15 protein-coding genes are annotated in these 15,929 nt (G+C 44.4%); 4 read left to right on the forward strand and 11 right to left on the reverse strand.

From position 1 onward, the window contains the following. The first annotated feature begins 31 nt into the window (after positions 1 to 31). Complete coding sequence (locus tag ACE38W_RS07250) at positions 32 to 1,816, forward strand: M14 family metallopeptidase (protein WP_375829734.1); 1,785 nt, start codon at positions 32 to 34, stop codon at positions 1,814 to 1,816. Between the two features lie 99 nt (positions 1,817 to 1,915). After that, entirely contained in the window at positions 1,916 to 3,019 is a 1,104-nt protein-coding gene (locus ACE38W_RS07255) for a Fic family protein (RefSeq protein WP_375829735.1), read from the forward strand. A gap of 11 nt (positions 3,020 to 3,030) precedes the next feature. Here ACE38W_RS07255 and ACE38W_RS07260 read toward each other — a convergent pair whose 3' ends face one another. From ACE38W_RS07260 to ACE38W_RS07310, 11 genes are all read right to left on the reverse strand, one after another. Beyond that, positions 3,031 to 3,357: a hypothetical protein gene (locus ACE38W_RS07260; protein ID WP_375829736.1), complete on the reverse strand. Its 327-nt coding sequence runs from the start codon at positions 3,355 to 3,357 to the stop codon at positions 3,031 to 3,033. Positions 3,358 to 3,371: 14 nt separating this feature from the next. After that, entirely contained in the window at positions 3,372 to 4,382 is a 1,011-nt protein-coding gene (locus ACE38W_RS07265) for a beta-ketoacyl synthase chain length factor (protein WP_375829737.1), read from the reverse strand. Between the two features lie 16 nt (positions 4,383 to 4,398). Further along, a complete protein-coding gene (locus ACE38W_RS07270; RefSeq protein ID WP_375829738.1) occupies positions 4,399 to 5,613 on the reverse strand; it encodes a beta-ketoacyl-[acyl-carrier-protein] synthase family protein in 1,215 nt (404 codons plus the stop codon). Between the two features lie 13 nt (positions 5,614 to 5,626). Further along, positions 5,627 to 5,887, reverse strand: coding sequence for a phosphopantetheine-binding protein (locus tag ACE38W_RS07275; RefSeq protein WP_073077454.1), 261 nt, complete (start codon positions 5,885 to 5,887; stop codon positions 5,627 to 5,629). Positions 5,888 to 5,977: 90 nt separating this feature from the next. Then, positions 5,978 to 7,273, reverse strand: coding sequence for an ABC transporter permease (locus tag ACE38W_RS07280; RefSeq protein ID WP_375829739.1), 1,296 nt, complete (start codon positions 7,271 to 7,273; stop codon positions 5,978 to 5,980). 22 nt (positions 7,274 to 7,295) lie between these two features. Next, positions 7,296 to 8,042, reverse strand: coding sequence for an ABC transporter ATP-binding protein (locus tag ACE38W_RS07285; protein ID WP_375829740.1), 747 nt, complete (start codon positions 8,040 to 8,042; stop codon positions 7,296 to 7,298). A 9-nt stretch (positions 8,043 to 8,051) separates the two neighbouring features. Continuing rightward, on the reverse strand, positions 8,052 to 9,053 hold the full coding sequence (locus tag ACE38W_RS07290) for a BtrH N-terminal domain-containing protein (protein ID WP_375829741.1): 1,002 nt from the start codon (positions 9,051 to 9,053) through the stop codon (positions 8,052 to 8,054). A gap of 76 nt (positions 9,054 to 9,129) precedes the next feature. After that, positions 9,130 to 9,528 carry a hypothetical protein gene (locus ACE38W_RS07295; protein ID WP_375829742.1) on the reverse strand — a complete coding sequence of 133 codons (399 nt, stop codon included), beginning with the start codon at positions 9,526 to 9,528 and terminating at the stop codon, positions 9,130 to 9,132. A gap of 24 nt (positions 9,529 to 9,552) precedes the next feature. Next, on the reverse strand, positions 9,553 to 10,689 hold the full coding sequence (locus tag ACE38W_RS07300) for a beta-ketoacyl-ACP synthase III (RefSeq protein ID WP_375829743.1): 1,137 nt from the start codon (positions 10,687 to 10,689) through the stop codon (positions 9,553 to 9,555). 187 nt (positions 10,690 to 10,876) lie between these two features. Next, a complete protein-coding gene (locus tag ACE38W_RS07305; RefSeq protein ID WP_375829744.1) occupies positions 10,877 to 11,803 on the reverse strand; it encodes a hypothetical protein in 927 nt (308 codons plus the stop codon). Positions 11,804 to 12,095: 292 nt separating this feature from the next. Further along, on the reverse strand, positions 12,096 to 12,827 hold the full coding sequence (locus ACE38W_RS07310) for a head GIN domain-containing protein (protein ID WP_375829745.1): 732 nt from the start codon (positions 12,825 to 12,827) through the stop codon (positions 12,096 to 12,098). A 94-nt stretch (positions 12,828 to 12,921) separates the two neighbouring features. On the opposite strand from ACE38W_RS07310, the gene guaA reads away from it, so the two are divergent. Together guaA and ACE38W_RS07320 are read left to right on the forward strand one after the other, a co-directional pair. Continuing rightward, positions 12,922 to 14,460 (forward strand): glutamine-hydrolyzing GMP synthase, encoded by a 1,539-nt coding sequence (gene guaA, locus ACE38W_RS07315; RefSeq protein ID WP_375829746.1) that lies wholly within the window; start codon positions 12,922 to 12,924, stop codon positions 14,458 to 14,460. Positions 14,461 to 14,558: 98 nt separating this feature from the next. Continuing rightward, positions 14,559 to 15,878 (forward strand): ABC transporter substrate-binding protein, encoded by a 1,320-nt coding sequence (locus ACE38W_RS07320; protein WP_375829747.1) that lies wholly within the window; start codon positions 14,559 to 14,561, stop codon positions 15,876 to 15,878. Positions 15,879 to 15,929 lie beyond the last annotated feature (51 nt).

A 15,929-nucleotide genomic window follows, 5' to 3' on the forward strand; every position in this document is an offset into this window, starting at 1 on the left:
GAAGGGCTTTTTGTTTTTATAATCCAGTTATATGAGAAATAATTATAGTATATGCGGAGATAGTCCCGCATTTTTTTGCTTTTTAGGCAGAAAAGCCCTGATTCTAGCCCTCTTTATCAGCATTATACCCTTCCTTTCCCATAGCCAGGACCTCCAAACTCATTACGAAAAAACTAATGGCAACGAAACTGCCACCTACCCGGAAGTCATCCAATACTATCAAACCCTCGCCAAAAAATTTCCACAGATAAAAATTATGGAAATGGGCCCCACAGATGCCGGATTTCCGCTTCACCTCGTTATTTACAGCCCAAGTAAAGACTTTAACTTCGCCAGCCTCCGAAAAAAAGATAAACGCATTATCCTCATCAATAATGGTATTCACCCTGGCGAACCCGACGGGATTGACGCATCTATGATGCTCCTCCGCGACCTCGCCCAGGGAAAAACTGACATTCCCGATAATATCGTCCTTGCCGTTATCCCGGTATATAATATAGGTGGCGCACTCAACCGTAGCACCTTCTACCGCGTGGATCAAAACGGCCCGGATGCCTTTGGCTCCCGTGGAAATGGCCAAAATCTAGACTTAAACCGCGATTTCATTAAAAATGACTCCAAAAATGCCAGGAGCTTCGTCCAGATCTACCACCTCACCGACCCAGATGTATTTATCGACAACCATGTAAGTAATGGCGCTGATTATCAGCATATCATGACCTTACTCCCCACCCAGCACGATAAACTCGGTGGACCAATGGGTAACTTCCTTCAGCAGCAATTCACCCCAGGTCTCTATAAACTAATGAAAGAAAAAGGCTACGACCTCGTGCCTTATGTGAACCATTTCGGAGAAACACCCGACAGCGGCTGGGTAGAATTTGATGATTCTCCCCGCTACTCTTCCGGATATTCAACCCTTTTTCATTCCTTTGGCTTCGTTCCGGAGACACATATGCTGAAACCTTATCCACAACGCGTAAAAGCTACCTACGCACTGATGGAATGCTTCATCAAATTCACTGCTGATAACAGCAATACCATCCGCGACCTACGCGCCGCCACCAAAAAAGCAGTGCTCACCCAACAGCAATTCCCGCTGGAATGGCAGCCCGACATGTCTAAATACAACATGATTACCTTCAAAGGCTTCACCGCCGGACATAAACCCAGCGATATCAGCGGCCTGCCCCGACTCTATTATGATCGTACCAAACCATATGAACGCCAGGTGAAATTCTACAATTACTTCAATGCTGGCAATTATGTGGAAAAACCAACTGCTTACATTATTCCACAAGGCTGGTGGCCAGTGATCGACCTGTTGAAAAATAATAAGGTCAACATGGAACGCCTCTCCCATGATACAACTATCCTGGTGGAAATCTATCATATCGCTGACTACAAATCATTCAATAAACCTTTCGAGAAGCATTTCCTCCACACCGATGTGAAAGTGACTACCACTAAGGATACTATGCATTTCCGCAAGGGCGACTATTATATTCCAATGAACCAGGTAGCCAACCGCTTCCTGATAGAAACCCTGGAGCCTACCGCAGGCGACTCCTACTTCGCCTGGAATTTCTTTGACGGTATCCTGGGCCAGAAAGAAGGTTATAGCCCCTATGTATTTGAAGATACCGGCTATGAGTGGTTAAAACAGCACCCGGAGGTACAACGCGCCCTGGCAGAAAAGAAGGCAAACGATACCGCCTTCGCCAAAAACGCAGCAGCACAATTACGCTGGGTATTTATGCAATCGCCTTATGCCGAACCTGATTATCTGAGATATCCGGTGTATAGAGTGAGATAATATTTGCCTGAAAACTAATTATTTGCGGTGAATATAGCTATTATTCTCCGCAAATAATGCGGAGAATAATAGCTATATTCACCGCAAATAATGCGGAGAATGTACATTCATGAACGTAAAGAATGGCCTCATTTTAACTGGGACGAGGCGGCACTAGCCAAATTACTGGCCGAAGTTCGGCACAACCAGGGTCGGCTACTTGGGCGAATGGAAAGCTTAGGGTTCAACCTTCAGGATGAAGCCACACTAAAAAACCTGACATTAGATGTATTGAAGTCTAGTGAAATCGAAGGTGAGCTATTAGACGTCGACCAGGTGCGCTCCTCTGTTGCCAGACGTTTGGGAATGGACGTTGCTGGTGTTGTCCCGGTAGATAGAAACATTGAAAGCGTTGTAGAAATGATGATGGACGCTACTCAACAATATGATGTTCCCCTCACTGCAGACCGCCTTTTCGACTGGCATGCTGCGTTATTTCCAACTGGAAGAAGCGGGATGCAGCGGATCGTTGTAGGTGCATGGCCTACTAATTCAAAAAAAGACCCTATGCTTGTAGTTTCCGGCCCTATAGGTCGCGAGACCGTTCACTTTCAGGCACCAGACGCTGATAAAGTACCAACAGAAATGCAGGCATTTTTACATTGGTTTAATACAGAAAATAGCATAGATCCGGTAATAAAGGCCGCCATAGCACATCTATGGTTTGTTACCGTACATCCTTTTGCAGATGGAAACGGACGTATAGCGCGTGCCATAATGGACATGCAACTTGCGCGTGCAGATGGAAGCAGGAAAAGGTTCTACAGCATGTCTACCCAAATCAGAACTGAACGTAAAGCCTATTATCACAAACTGGAACAAACACAGAAAGGATTCCTAGATATCACAACATGGATTCAGTGGTTCCTGGAATGCCTCAACCGCGCGATTATCGCTACAGATAGCACATTGGCAGATGTCATGCGTAAAACAAAATTCTGGGAAAGTCCAGCCATTCACGGCATCAATGACAGGCAACGACTAATGCTAAATAAATTACTGGATGGCTTTGATGGAAATCTGCATTCCGGCAAATGGGCAAAGATCACTAAAGTATCTCCGGATACTGCCACCCGCGATATCCAGGATTTAGTTGAACGTGGATTACTTGTAAAACAGGCCGCAGGTGGTAGAAGTACGAGTTATATTTTAAGGGAAGATTAGGCAGATATAAATCATCTCTCCGGCAATTCTCTATCTTTATAAACCACCTCAAACTTATACCAGTAGTCCTTTACAGCTGCCTGTATTACAAAAGGCTCACTGTCATTTACACGCACGCTTACGGCATAATAGGAAATAATCGGGTAAGATCTATTGCCGGAAAAACGGAAGGAATTCTTCTCCAATGGAAAAGATCGCCAGGTATATTCCAATGAAATCACCTTGAATCCATACGATTTCAAACGCTCTATCCAACGTTTTTTCACATAACGGTGTCGGTAATATCCACTACAAATAATGCCTATCAGCACAGTCAACACAATAAATGGAAATATCATTATAGTAAAGAGATTTATACCCTTTCCACTACTATTACACTATGTTGCTCTCCGAAATAATGATTGTAAATTAATATCTTCTTTATATCTGTTGGTAAGGAAGGGATCGTTGGGAAATGTTGCGCAGGCACTTTTCCGTTTTTCAGTAAAGTCACTGCCAGCCAGAGTGCAAAAGCACCAACGGTTTCATGTTCTCCACTCAGGTGTTTGAATGGAAGTTTCGTTTGTGGCAGCACGTTATTCATTAACGTATAGTAATGCTCGTGGTTAGCATCACCATTAGTACCACTGAGAATTAAATCAGCATCTGCACCAAGCTCTTGTAATACGGCTGTTAGTCTTGCCGTAGTAGGCTTATACAGCAATTTACAAGAAGTTACGGCTGCCAGTGTGCGCTCATTAGTGGCGCTACTCAGCACAAAAAAAGTACTGCCTTCTCCTGATATGGTACCAGGAAGATATTCATCATAAATGGCACTGCTGCTTACCGGAGATGTGCGCCAGTGGCCGATACGGCTCTTGATGAAGAAATGCTCGGGGGTCATCTCTTCAAAAGCGCCGGTGAGCGTATGTGAATGACCCTCATTTAACAGCATCATGCTGTCTATCAAAGCATTTTCAAATGAAAAACCTCTGTGTACAAAAGTATTATTGTAATCGGTGCCTTTCTGCTGTAAGGCTATTAGTCCGTTTACAGAGTTATAGGTAGATTGTATAAACGGGGTCGGATTGAGGGCAGTCTCTTTATACTGCTCTACTTCTTTTATAAACTTTTCCGTATCCTGTAAGCTGCCTTTGCCAGTACCAGTAACGATTGGGCCAGGTGTTTCCACACCACTTTCCGACAAACATTTCAGCGCGGTGGTGAGTCCCATTTTCAGCACGCGCGTCATACGACGCAGGCTGTTTCCAGGAATAAATGGCTTATAGTCTGGCTCTATACATACAAATCGACTATCCGTTTGCACTAACGGCGCGTCAATGAAATCTCCATCAAATGTATGCTGGGGAGATATTGCAGCCATTCCTTGAATATAACACTTAGCCTTCATATTTACTGAGAACCAGGGAGGCGTTGTTTCCTCCGAAGCCAAAAGAATTTGAAATTACATTTTTAATCAGGATTCCTTCCTGCAGTTGGGTAACCGGTACGATCTGCAGTTCTTCCATTTTCTCTGTAAAATTGAGATTAGGGAAGATGATCCCGTTTTGTATTGCTAGTATGGCATAGATGGCCTCTATTGCACCAGCTGCTGCCAGTGTGTGGCCGGTAAAAGGTTTCGTGGAACTGAACGGAGGAACTCCTGTTCCAAAAAGCCGCTCCAATGCACGTCCTTCAGAAATATCATTATTCAATGTAGCAGTACCATGCACATTGATATACTGTACGTCTTCCAGCGTTCTGCCACTCATCGCCAGGGCCTCTTTCATAGCGGCATAGGCGCCATCTCCTTCCGGCGATGGAGAGGTTGGGTGAAATGCCTCGTTCGTATTACAGTAACCACTCAATTCGGCGAGTATAGTACTGTTGTTGGCCTTTGCAAAAGATTCACTTTCCAATACCAGATATGCAGCACCTTCTCCTAAATTGAGACCGGTACGCTGATTATCGAACGGGCGACACAACTGCTTGTCCACATTCTTCAGGGAATTGAAGCCATTCAGGGTAAACCTGGTCAAGGCTTCTGTTCCACCACAGATCATCCTATCATACATACCATGTTTAATCATCCTTGCGCCAAACATTAATGCATTGGCGGAAGAAGAACAGGCAGTACTGATCGTTGCAATATGTTCTGTAAGGCCAACGGAATCGGCTATACGTTGGGTACAATCCGCACAGTCCAGCGTATCAATGCTATCAATGAAATCGCCTTCCTTATCCGGATTGATGAGATCGAAATATACCTTTTCAGTATCACACATGCCACCTACTGTGCTGGCATTGATAAAGCCTGTGGGCACATCCTGCACATTGCTGATCCCGGCTTGCTGTAATGCTTCCCGCATCGCAATCAGCCCCAGTAAGGTGGTTCGTGTAAATCCCTTTTGCACAGGCATACCAAGGATTTGAAACAAAGCCTGGTCATCATGCTTTACTTCTCCCGTTGGCAATACCTTCTTGTAAATAGTATCAATATAGTCGGTAAAACCTAAACCTGTTTTCTGATGGTACAGGTTCTGAAAATTTCCGGCTACATTATCACCAATGGCGGTGATCATCCCAACCCCTGTTATAAACACTCTTTCCGCCATGCAGATAATTAACTTAAGCAGGTTGTTGTTTGGATTGAATAAATTCTGCCATAGATTGAACAGACTGCAGGATTTTACGGCCTTCACGTGGATCTTCCACCTTGATACCATATTGTCTTTCCAGTAACACCATCAGTTCCAGTGAATCAATGCTGTCAAGGCCAAGACCGTCGCCAAATAGGGGTGCGTTATCATCGATATCAGCAGGTTTGGTGTCTTGCAGATTCAATGCTTCGATAATCTGTTCTTTCAGTTTCTGTTTTAATTCTTCCATAATGTTGTAGGTTTATCTGCTGTCATTGGCAGCGTAAGCCTTTGTTAAGTGGTAAAAATACAGTTTTAGTACTGTTTTTAAAATATTTAATCAGCTCATTCTCCGTTTTTCCACATATCCGGCAAGTGCCAGCATGACAAATCCCGTAAATACAAGCCTTAATATATTTTTCCAAACATAGGCGATATTGCCATTCCTTAAATATATGTCGTTGATAGCATCCAGTCCCCAGCTTAGTGGCGACAAATGCCCTACTCTTTGCATCTTTTCAGGCATAATTTCCAGTGGTATCCATATACCGCCAATGGCAGAGAGTATCACAATAGAAATAGCCCCAAAATTCAGCGCCTGATTAGGAGTTTTAAAAACTGTGCCAATCAGGATACCGTAAGAAGTGGCTGCTAGCCCAATGGCTGCCGCCACCAGGAAGGTAGCACCAGCATCCCGGCCCATGGTGAGTTTTGGCAGGTCCAGCAATGGCATTAAGTACATGCCTACCAACATCATGCAATAGAATTGTATTACACAAATGCCCACAAAAAACAACATTTTGCCCGTCAGGATTTCCAGATAAGAACCCGGTATCAGCTTCATTCTCAACAAACTACCATCTTCCCTTTCGCGAATCATATTGCCAGCAATAGGAATTACGATGAAGAACATGGCGAATATACTCCAGGCAGGCACGTTATGCTGCACCGAATTGGAGATTACATCTATCTGCTTACCATTTCCCGTTGCTTCTTCCTTTAATCCCACCGCCTGCAAACGTATTGCCAGCGTATCATTTTCAGCAGTAATGGTAGTATCCTTTCGACGCAATTCCTGTTTGATTCGCCCAAGCAACATATCTGTTTCTACCTGGGTAAGGAAATTATCAATAGCCTGATGAATAGCCCCTTTAAAGGCCTTCTTCGCTGCAGGGTCGAAGTAGATGATCACATTCAGCGAGTCGCCTCCTTTCTTTACCGGTAGTGAAATAGACATGCCCATTCTATTGGAAATATCATTCACTATTTTATTTGCATTACTAACAATAGATCCGGTTGCACCGGCGGGAATGATAATACTGATCTTGTAAGTACCATCATTTACCAGTTGCCGCGCAGTGGTCACGTCCAGCTGTTTCCCATCAACAGAGTCGATGATGCGGAACTGCCCACTGCTTTCCAAACCTTCGCGTATATATCTTCCTAATCTCCCATGATCATTATCTACAGTAAGAATATCAAATTTTACTTCCTGGTAATCTTTAAAGGGAGCGTCCTGGATCAATGCCATTACGGTGATCAATACCACCGGCATGACAAACAGTAATGTTAATCCTGTTTTATCGCGCCTCAGCAGTTGCCATTCTTTTCGTATAGTAGCCAGTAACCGTAACATAGCGGAATTGCCGTATAATAAATTAATCTCTCAAAGCATAACCTGTGTAATGCAGGAAAACGTCCTCCAGGTTCCGACAGTCCGGCAGCGCCGCTATCAGGTCAGTAGGATTGCCTTGTATAACCATGCGTCCTTCGTCCATAATGACAACGTCATCACATAGCGACTGCGCTTCTTCCAGCAGATGGGACGTATAGAGGATACTATTGCCCTGGCTATTGTAATCGCGCAGAAACTGGAGTATAACGCTTCTCGACTGAACATCTACGCCAGCTGTAGGTTCGTCGAGCACTAATAAGGTAGGTTGATGAAGGGCAGCTGCGATAATATTTGCTCTCCGTTTCATTCCACCTGAATATTTATAAATTTCTTTATTGACACTCTTTTCCAGCCCGAATCTTTCGAGCATATCCAAGATTTTGGTCTTTAATTCTTTGCCTTTAAATCCGTATAAATTTCCGAAGTAGGTCAGGTTCTCCAGGGCACTCAGTTGCGGATACAAAGCGATACGTTGTGGTACAATACCAACCATCCGTTTGATGGCTTCACGGTGAGCGCCATCCTGGCGTAGCCCGTTGATCAGTACATCCCCACTATCACCTCTTACCAGGCCACAGAGAATCGAGATAGTCGTCGTTTTACCGGCGCCGTTAGGTCCTAGTAAACCGCTGATACTACCTTCCCTGAAAGAGAACGACAGCCCCTTCAATGTAGGTTCATCGGCTCCCTTATAGGTCTTATACAATTCTTTTACATCAATAGCAGCCATATCACACAATTAAAACACCTTGCTGAGCTTACGGAAGAAAGCCTCTTCAGCAGCGGCGTTACGGAAAAGCATTTCACTCAGGTCGCCATAAGAAACGTTGTCGGCACTACGGCTTTTGCATACACGACCTGCCGCAAAGGCAAAGTTGCGCCACAGGTCACCTATCTGAGTCAGTTCACCTGCCAATGCAGAGAGCTCAGGTTTATTGAGCTTTTCTGATGCTTCCTGTAGAAATGCCGCATATATAAAGCGGAACCCAGCGCCGCCGGTGCCGATTTCTTCCTGCATGCGGATAATATTACCGAGATAGAGTCCGGCCCTGCGAGCGTCCAGCTTTTCAGGATATTTCTTTACTCTTTTCGCTAAAAATCTGATACCATCCACCCCAAACATAGGGATGGGTACTTTTAGCATATAGTGACAGGTTTGTTTGATACCTGCTATGATCGGTTTTTCAAAAGAGACGTCTTTCGGAACGCTAATAGGGTAATACATTTTCCCTTTAGGCGCTGGAAATCCTTTGGCGAAGCGGGCTTGCGCCAGTGCATCCGGCCCGATGGCCGTTACGCTATCCATTACAGGATCGCTTACCAGGTATTCCCCATTTTCTTTTCCATAAACAACGAGATTATGTGCGTTGAAATGGAAGCGATAAGATTCGGGGAAATAGGTCAGGTAGTAAACGCTGGAAAGCAATCCTGCAGGGTTTCCTGCAGCCAGCGTATTATCGAGTGCCATCATTCCTTTTTCAACGGAATTGAATTTCTCTACCTGCATTTTAATACCCAATCGCTCACATACCCGTTGAAAAATTGCTCCAGGCCAGATTCTGTAGGTAGTACCTGGCACGCCATTCACCTTTACAAACGGCAAGTGTCCGAAAAACAGGCCAGCTCCGATACCGAAGGCCATCGGCTCACTGATTTGTAAGCCATGATACCCGAGCAGATTGGAGATAACGCCACTTTCGCAATGTGCTGTTTGTGTGTGATGGAAATGAATATCGCTCATAGTTGATTTATGTCGCCTTAATTATCAAACGGAGTTCCGGTTGCACGAAACTCCGTTTAACAATTATGCTGTTGAATTATTTAATCTGCTGAAGTTCTGCTACGCTGATCTTGAAAGCGTCTGCGTAACGTTGCAGCATTTGGGGACTGAGTCGTTTGAATACGGCAGGTTTCATATGTCTTTTCACCTGCCATTGGAACTTGCCAACATAATTCGCCAGCAGAGCCAGGTCCATAATAGTTTTTTCCATGTAATAGGCGATCGGACTAATTTCTCCGGCCAATACGCGGTTTCTGGCAGCGCTCACTCTTTCATGCACTTCTTCCCAGGCTTGTCCTAAGGCTACGTTTTCGGGTTCCCACCCAGCACTTTGCACCTGGACGTAATTTCCTGAGTTATCCACCGCATACATAATCTGTTTGAAAGTACCTTCATGCAGGTTATCGCCATCCTGAGGCACCTCATCTTTTTTCATGTCAGCAGTTTTTAAAGGTGAATATTAAACTACGGTGATACCAGCGTAGGCATAGGAGAAACGTGCGCTTTCCGGAACCATCATCACAATTTTCTGACCTTTTTTCAGCTGGCCGGTATTCATCAGTTCTTCCAGCATCAGGTAAGGAGATGCTGTACCTACGTTACCTACATTAGCGAGGTTGGTAAACCATTTCTCTAATGGGATAGGAACGCCGATGCGGGTAATTTCTTCGTCGATTTTCAAGCGGAAAAATTCGGAAGAAAGGTGAGGCAGGAACCAATCAATTTCTTCGAGGTTGATGCCATATCTTTCTACCATTTGTTTCCACATGATAGCGCCGGAAGGAACAATATTTTTACCGAGTAAACGGGTATCTTGTTTAAAAGAGAATACACTGTGTTCAGCCCATTCGTCAGGTGTCATATCGATCCATCCTTTGGTAGAACCATCTTCATTTTTCACAGAACCTGCGTACATACAGGTTTCAAGTTCATGCGCATAAGAAGCAATTTCCACCCAGTCTACACGGAGGGAGATACCATCTTCATTAGGCTTATCAGAGAAATATGCAGCGCTGGCGCCATCGGAGAGCATCCAACGGAGGAAGTCTTTTTCAAAAGCGATGAAGCCATTTTGTTCCAGGAGCTTTTGTTTATCAGCTTCGGGCTGGAATTTTTCGGCGAGCATCCATGCGGAGAATTTTTCAGAGCCGGTGCTAACTGCGTTGGAGGTATTACCACAACGGATAGACATCCAGGCATATTTAAAGGCTTGCATGCCAGCAGCGCAGGCGCCGGTGGCAGCGATGAGTTCAACAGGCTGGCATTTCAGCAAACCATGCACCATAGCGGCGTGGTTTGGCAGTAATTGATCAGGAGAGGTAGTACCACAGGCGAGCAGTTGTAAATCACTGATTGGATTCTTCTCATCAAACAGTGCTCTTACTGCTTCAGCAGTCATTTCAGCATTGGAATGCGTTGATTTTCCTTCCTGGTCCAGAGAATAGTATCGTGTTTTGATCTTGTTATTACCCAAAATCTTCAAACGCATACGGGAAGGTTTTCCGTCCACCATTCCTAGGATGCTTTCCATTTCGTCATTTTCGACAGGCTTGTTTGGCAAAAATTTAGAAAGCCTGGTAATATATACTTCCTTCATTTGAAAAAAATTCGATCTGATTAAGGTTAGTTACAAAACCTTAGCAAACATCACAATGAAACATGCTTTGATTTGTACACAAATTATAGAGCGTAAATATAGAATTCTAATCTGAATTACAATTATTACGCCATTACCCGTTGTGGGTTATATGATATGCAGATGGCATAGATAGCACTGAAAGATACTATGAATTACGTAGGGAAACTCCTTTATAATAGTCTACTTCGCGTTGTAATTCTGTCTTTTTCAGGTTTAGCTTGATGAGTGATGAAATGATCGTAACCGGGGACAGTACAATGATTCCAGGGATCAGCAGGGACCGGTACATGGATACTCTTGGTTTGCGTGCAGCATTACCAGGGCCACCTTTTGCGCTGATAAACTTGGCCCAATAGCGGAAAGCTTTGATACCACGATCTTCCAGCAAAATAAGATTAGGAATCAACTCTACGGCGTCCATACCTAGCAACTCTCCTTGCAGCGGCTCCCAGTTGGATGATTCCAAAGCCTTGCCCAGTGGGGCTGCAAAACGTTTGCTGGTAATGATTTCATTTTCCTGAACACCACCTTGAGGCAAGAATCGTGTTGCTTCTTTTTTACCTTTAAATAACCAGCGTAACACCGTTACCAGCGATACGAGGTTAGGGGATTTATCAACAAGAACAATATTTCCGGCAAGTTTGGCACCCGCCTTATCAAGATACTGTTTAACTTTTTCCTGGGCGTTGAGCCACATATTACGGCCACCGATGAGGGTAACCACTGTTTTGCCTTTCAGCAGCTTCGCTGCATCTTCGCTTTGGAGGAAGGCCGCGGTGGGCTGTGAAGGCGACAAAAACCATGGCTGATAGGCCAGTAATACCAGGTCGAAATGCTCATTCACATCCACTTTCAGTGGCTGTATAGCACGCGGCTTCAGTAATACCGTCTCCGGCATGGTGTCATAAAATGTCTCTTTTTTCCAGGGAAATACAAAAGGCTCTACTGGTACCAGTTGCTCATAGGTAACATCCACTTTGCCTTCCAGGGGCGCCAGCACATGATCAACAATCCTTCTAAGTTGTCCGGTTTGAGTATAGTATACAACCAGGACCTTCGGTTTTACATTCATAAAGAAACAGGAGGTTCAAGCTTTTGAAGCTGTAAACTTACAAAAAAGATAGCACCTATTATATGATTTAATAATAATTTGATACAAAGGCAACCCATAATGGCAGGGATCTGATGGGGTGGAAAGCAGGTTATAGATAGCTGGTGGCTTGTGCCCCAGCCAGATACTGCATCAATCGGCTTACATACTTGGTGCAGTATCTGGACTAAAGGACTTTAGTTTTTTACCAATCTAAATAACTAAGAATCAGACTTTTTATGATCAGAAATTTGTTAAAATTTTGTAAATATTTTTAATCAAGTTTCTTAACCGAGCCGGAACCCGCTATAGAAGAGGATATTTGAGGAGAACCTTTATAAGAGATATCTCCGGAACCTGCAATTTTTGCTTTCAGCGAAACACTCGCATGTACTTTTGCATCACCGCTACCTGCAATTTTTACTTCTGCATTCTCAGAAAGGAGCGAAGTACCTTCGAAATCACCGGCGCCACCAATGCTCACTGTGAGGTCGCGGGTCTGGCCGGAAAGCTTGATATCACCAGCACCAGCAATAGCTGCAGAAACTTTAGGCGCGTCCAGCTGGCCGGTAATGCTACCAGAGCCACCAATCTTCACCTGGATTTCGTTTTTAGACGCAAATTGTCCATCCAGCTCAATATTTCCACTACCGGCAACGGATACTTTAGATAACTCTTCTGTGGATATATGCACGTCGAACTTACCATGCGTACGGGCATTCACTTTATTTTTCATTCTGACAATCAGCAGGTCACCTTCTGGCACCAGCTCTATCAACGGCACAATATTACTTTCAGCATCAATAGTAGCAGTTTTGGTAGGACCAGGCTGTAAAAAAACATTCATTCCACCTTCTACCCGGATGGCTTTAAAGGTAGCAACCGGACGTTGTTCGCTAATAACGTTACCATTTCCATTTACGCTGGCAAATTGGTTGCAGGAAGAGAAGAATGTAACAGTGGCAAGGGTTAAGATACTAAAGCACAAGCTTATTTTATTTCTCATATATGGGTAATTAATATCGGAAGATACAACCAGATTTCGGAATTTGGAATTTCAAAATCCGAATTTACCGGAATGACTTTATCTTTGCACCACCATGACAGAAAAGATACTTATCCTCGATTTCGGTTCTCAGTACACACAGCTGATTGCACGCAGCATCCGCGAACTGAATGTTTATTGCGAAATTAAACCATGTCTCCAGCCAATTGCCTGGGACGAATCCATCAAAGGAATTATATTATCCGGTAGTCCGTTTTCCGTAAATGATCCTAATGCGCCTTCTGTTGATATTGCAGCTATGGCCGCTAAGGTACCGGTACTGGGCGTTTGCTACGGCGCTCAGCTGATGGCTAAAAACTTCGGCGGTGAAGTTGCAAAAAGCAATATCCGCGAATATGGCCGCGCCTTTATGGAACACAATGACAAAGAGGAAAAGTTATTATATGATATTTCAGGGAAAAGCCAGGTTTGGATGAGTCACTCCGATACCATCAAACGTATCCCTGAAAGTTTCGAAATAATCGCTACCACCGAAAATATCCCGGTTGCTGCCTTCAAAAGCACCACTGTAGCCGCTCACCCAATCTTCGGTTTGCAATTCCACCCGGAAGTAACTCACTCCCTCGAAGGAAAACAGATTATCCGCAACTTCCTGCTGCATATCTGTGGTTGCACCCAGGATTGGACACCTGCTCATTTCGTTCAGGAAACTATTGCTAATATCAAAGCTCAGGTTGGCGATAAACGTGTAGTAATGGCGCTTAGTGGTGGTGTAGACAGTACTGTAGCTGCTGAACTGATCCACAAAGCCATCGGCGAAAACCTCTTCTGTATCTTCGTTGATAACGGCTTGCTTCGTAAAGACGAATTCGAAACGGTACTCGAGTCCTATAAACATATGGGTCTCAACGTAAAGGGCGTTAATTCAAAAGATCTTTTCTATGGTCAGCTGGATGGCGTTTCTGATCCTGAACAGAAACGTAAAATCATCGGCCGCCTCTTTATCGAGGTATTCCAACAGGAAGCTACAGCACTGAAAGATATTTCCTTCCTCGGTCAGGGAACTATCTATCCTGATGTAATCGAATCCGTTTCTGTTAACGGCCCTTCTGTTACCATCAAATCACACCACAACGTTGGTGGCCTCCCTGAAAAAATGAATATGCAGCTGGTAGAACCGCTTCGCTTCCTCTTTAAAGATGAAGTACGCCGCGTAGGCCGTGAAATCGGTATCAGCGATATCTTCCTGGGTCGTCATCCTTTCCCTGGCCCGGGTCTTGCTATCCGTATCCTCGGCGCTATCACTCCAGAAAAAGTCGAAATGCTCCAACAAGCAGATGCCATTTATATTGATGGTCTCCGTGAAGCTGGCCTCTACGACAAAGTATGGCAGGCAGGTACCATCCTCCTTCCAGTACAAAGCGTAGGCGTTATGGGTGATGAACGTACTTACGAGTTTACCGTGGCACTCCGCGCAGTAACCTCTGTAGACGGTATGACCGCCGACTGGGCACATCTGCCTTACGAATTCCTGGCAAAAATGTCTAACGATATAATCAACCGCGTTAAAGGTATTAACCGCGTTGTTTATGATATCAGCTCCAAGCCACCTGCTACTATCGAGTGGGAATAACTGGCAAATGGAACCAACAATAACCGATCGGCACAACTTATGCAGTTAGCTGCCGATCGGTTGTTAAATTTTATGTCACAGCACAAACTGCCAATTGTATGAACCTGTCTTTTTCTATAAAACACCTGTTTGCCGGACTGGCTATCGCAGTCGCGCTAAGCGCCTGCTCCTCTTCTAAGAAAGCCGTATCCAATACATCTAATTCGGCAAATATATCCGCCAACAAACCGACTACAGAGAAAAAACCTGAACCACCAAAAGTGGACAAAAAAATCCCTTTCAATGTACCCGCATTTGCCAGGGAGGTTAAAAGAAGTACCTACAATGTAGCCCTCTTCACCCCATTGTACCTCGACTCCGTTTTTGCAACCTCTAATGATATTCCAGGCCGCACCATGCCACGCTATGTATTGCCAGGACTCGAATTCTACGAAGGCGCCCAGCTGGCACTGGATACCCTTCAGGCCCAGGGATACAACCTCCGTGTAACCGTTTACGACAGCAAAGGCAAACAAAGCGTTAACACCATCATCAACAGCAAAGTGCTGGACGCCACTGACCTTATCATCGCTTCCGTTACCAACCCTGACCTGAAAGAACTCAGCGACTTCTCCCGCAATAAAGAAATCAATTTCATCTCTGCTACCTATCCTAATGATGGTGGCATCACCGATAACCCTTTCCTGTTTATCAGCAACAGTACCCTCAAAACCCACTGTGAAGCTATACAGGATTATATACAACAGGCATTTTCCAATAAAAATATTATTCTGCTCCGCAGAAATTCACCCTTCGAATCTCGCATGGGCGCCGATTTTAAAGCAGCCTATGAGAAATCTACCAATCCAAAAAAATCAAGGATAAGAGAAGTGGTTTGGAACGATGCCACCACTCCGGAAGAGCTATCTAAATACCTGCTCACCGATCGTACAAACGTAATCGTAGTTACTGCCCTCGATGAAAATGGCTCCAAAACAATCCTGCGTAAGCTCGGTACCAACAGCGCTACTTACCCTATGCAGATTTATGGCATGCCTACCTGGGATGTATTTAAGTTTAAAGAACCTGAATTAAAAGGTCTGCAGATCTATTATTCATCTCCTTACTACAACGACAAAACAGATTACTACAGCCGTTATGTAAGCGACTATTTCCGCAGAACATACCGCGCACGCCCTTCGGACATGGCTTTTAAAGGATTCGATATGACTTACTTCTTTATCCGCCTCATGAGACAGAATGGTGTTTATTTTAATGCTGAAGTTGGCGACGCACCAAAGGTCATTTCGCAATTCGACTTCCAGCCAGTTTATGTGAAAGAAGGTGAAACCACTCCTTCCTACTTCGAAAATAAAAACATCTACATCATCCAAAAAGGTGATTCTACAGATATTAAAATGAATGCAGTTAAAAACTAATCGCATTCTTACATAAATAAAAAAAGCGATCGCCAAGGCGATCGCTTTTTT

Origin of the sequence: Chitinophaga sp. Hz27, from assembly GCF_042263525.1 — a bacterium.
In the GTDB taxonomy this organism is placed as follows: Bacteria; Bacteroidota; Bacteroidia; order Chitinophagales; family Chitinophagaceae; genus Chitinophaga.

Bases quoted from the DNA above. Each gene is read 5' to 3' on its own strand.
- guaA (WP_375829746.1), top strand. From the start codon at position 12,922: ATGACAGAAAAGATACTTATCCTCGATTTCGGTTCTCAGTACACACAG.
- ACE38W_RS07275 (WP_073077454.1), bottom strand. From the start codon at position 5,887: ATGGAAGAATTAAAACAGAAACTGAAAGAACAGATTATCGAAGCATTG.
- ACE38W_RS07290 (WP_375829741.1), bottom strand. From the start codon at position 9,053: ATGAGCGATATTCATTTCCATCACACACAAACAGCACATTGCGAAAGT.
- ACE38W_RS07295 (WP_375829742.1), bottom strand. From the start codon at position 9,528: ATGAAAAAAGATGAGGTGCCTCAGGATGGCGATAACCTGCATGAAGGT.
- ACE38W_RS07265 (WP_375829737.1), bottom strand. From the start codon at position 4,382: ATGGCTGCAATATCTCCCCAGCATACATTTGATGGAGATTTCATTGAC.
- ACE38W_RS07280 (WP_375829739.1), bottom strand. From the start codon at position 7,273: ATGTTACGGTTACTGGCTACTATACGAAAAGAATGGCAACTGCTGAGG.
- ACE38W_RS07260 (WP_375829736.1), bottom strand. From the start codon at position 3,357: ATGATATTTCCATTTATTGTGTTGACTGTGCTGATAGGCATTATTTGT.
- ACE38W_RS07310 (WP_375829745.1), bottom strand. From the start codon at position 12,827: ATGAGAAATAAAATAAGCTTGTGCTTTAGTATCTTAACCCTTGCCACT.
- ACE38W_RS07285 (WP_375829740.1), bottom strand. From the start codon at position 8,042: ATGGCTGCTATTGATGTAAAAGAATTGTATAAGACCTATAAGGGAGCC.
- ACE38W_RS07250 (WP_375829734.1), top strand. From the start codon at position 32: ATGAGAAATAATTATAGTATATGCGGAGATAGTCCCGCATTTTTTTGC.
- ACE38W_RS07300 (WP_375829743.1), bottom strand. From the start codon at position 10,689: ATGAAGGAAGTATATATTACCAGGCTTTCTAAATTTTTGCCAAACAAG.
- ACE38W_RS07305 (WP_375829744.1), bottom strand. From the start codon at position 11,803: ATGAATGTAAAACCGAAGGTCCTGGTTGTATACTATACTCAAACCGGA.
- ACE38W_RS07270 (WP_375829738.1), bottom strand. From the start codon at position 5,613: ATGGCGGAAAGAGTGTTTATAACAGGGGTTGGGATGATCACCGCCATT.
- ACE38W_RS07255 (WP_375829735.1), top strand. From the start codon at position 1,916: ATGTACATTCATGAACGTAAAGAATGGCCTCATTTTAACTGGGACGAG.
- ACE38W_RS07320 (WP_375829747.1), top strand. From the start codon at position 14,559: ATGAACCTGTCTTTTTCTATAAAACACCTGTTTGCCGGACTGGCTATC.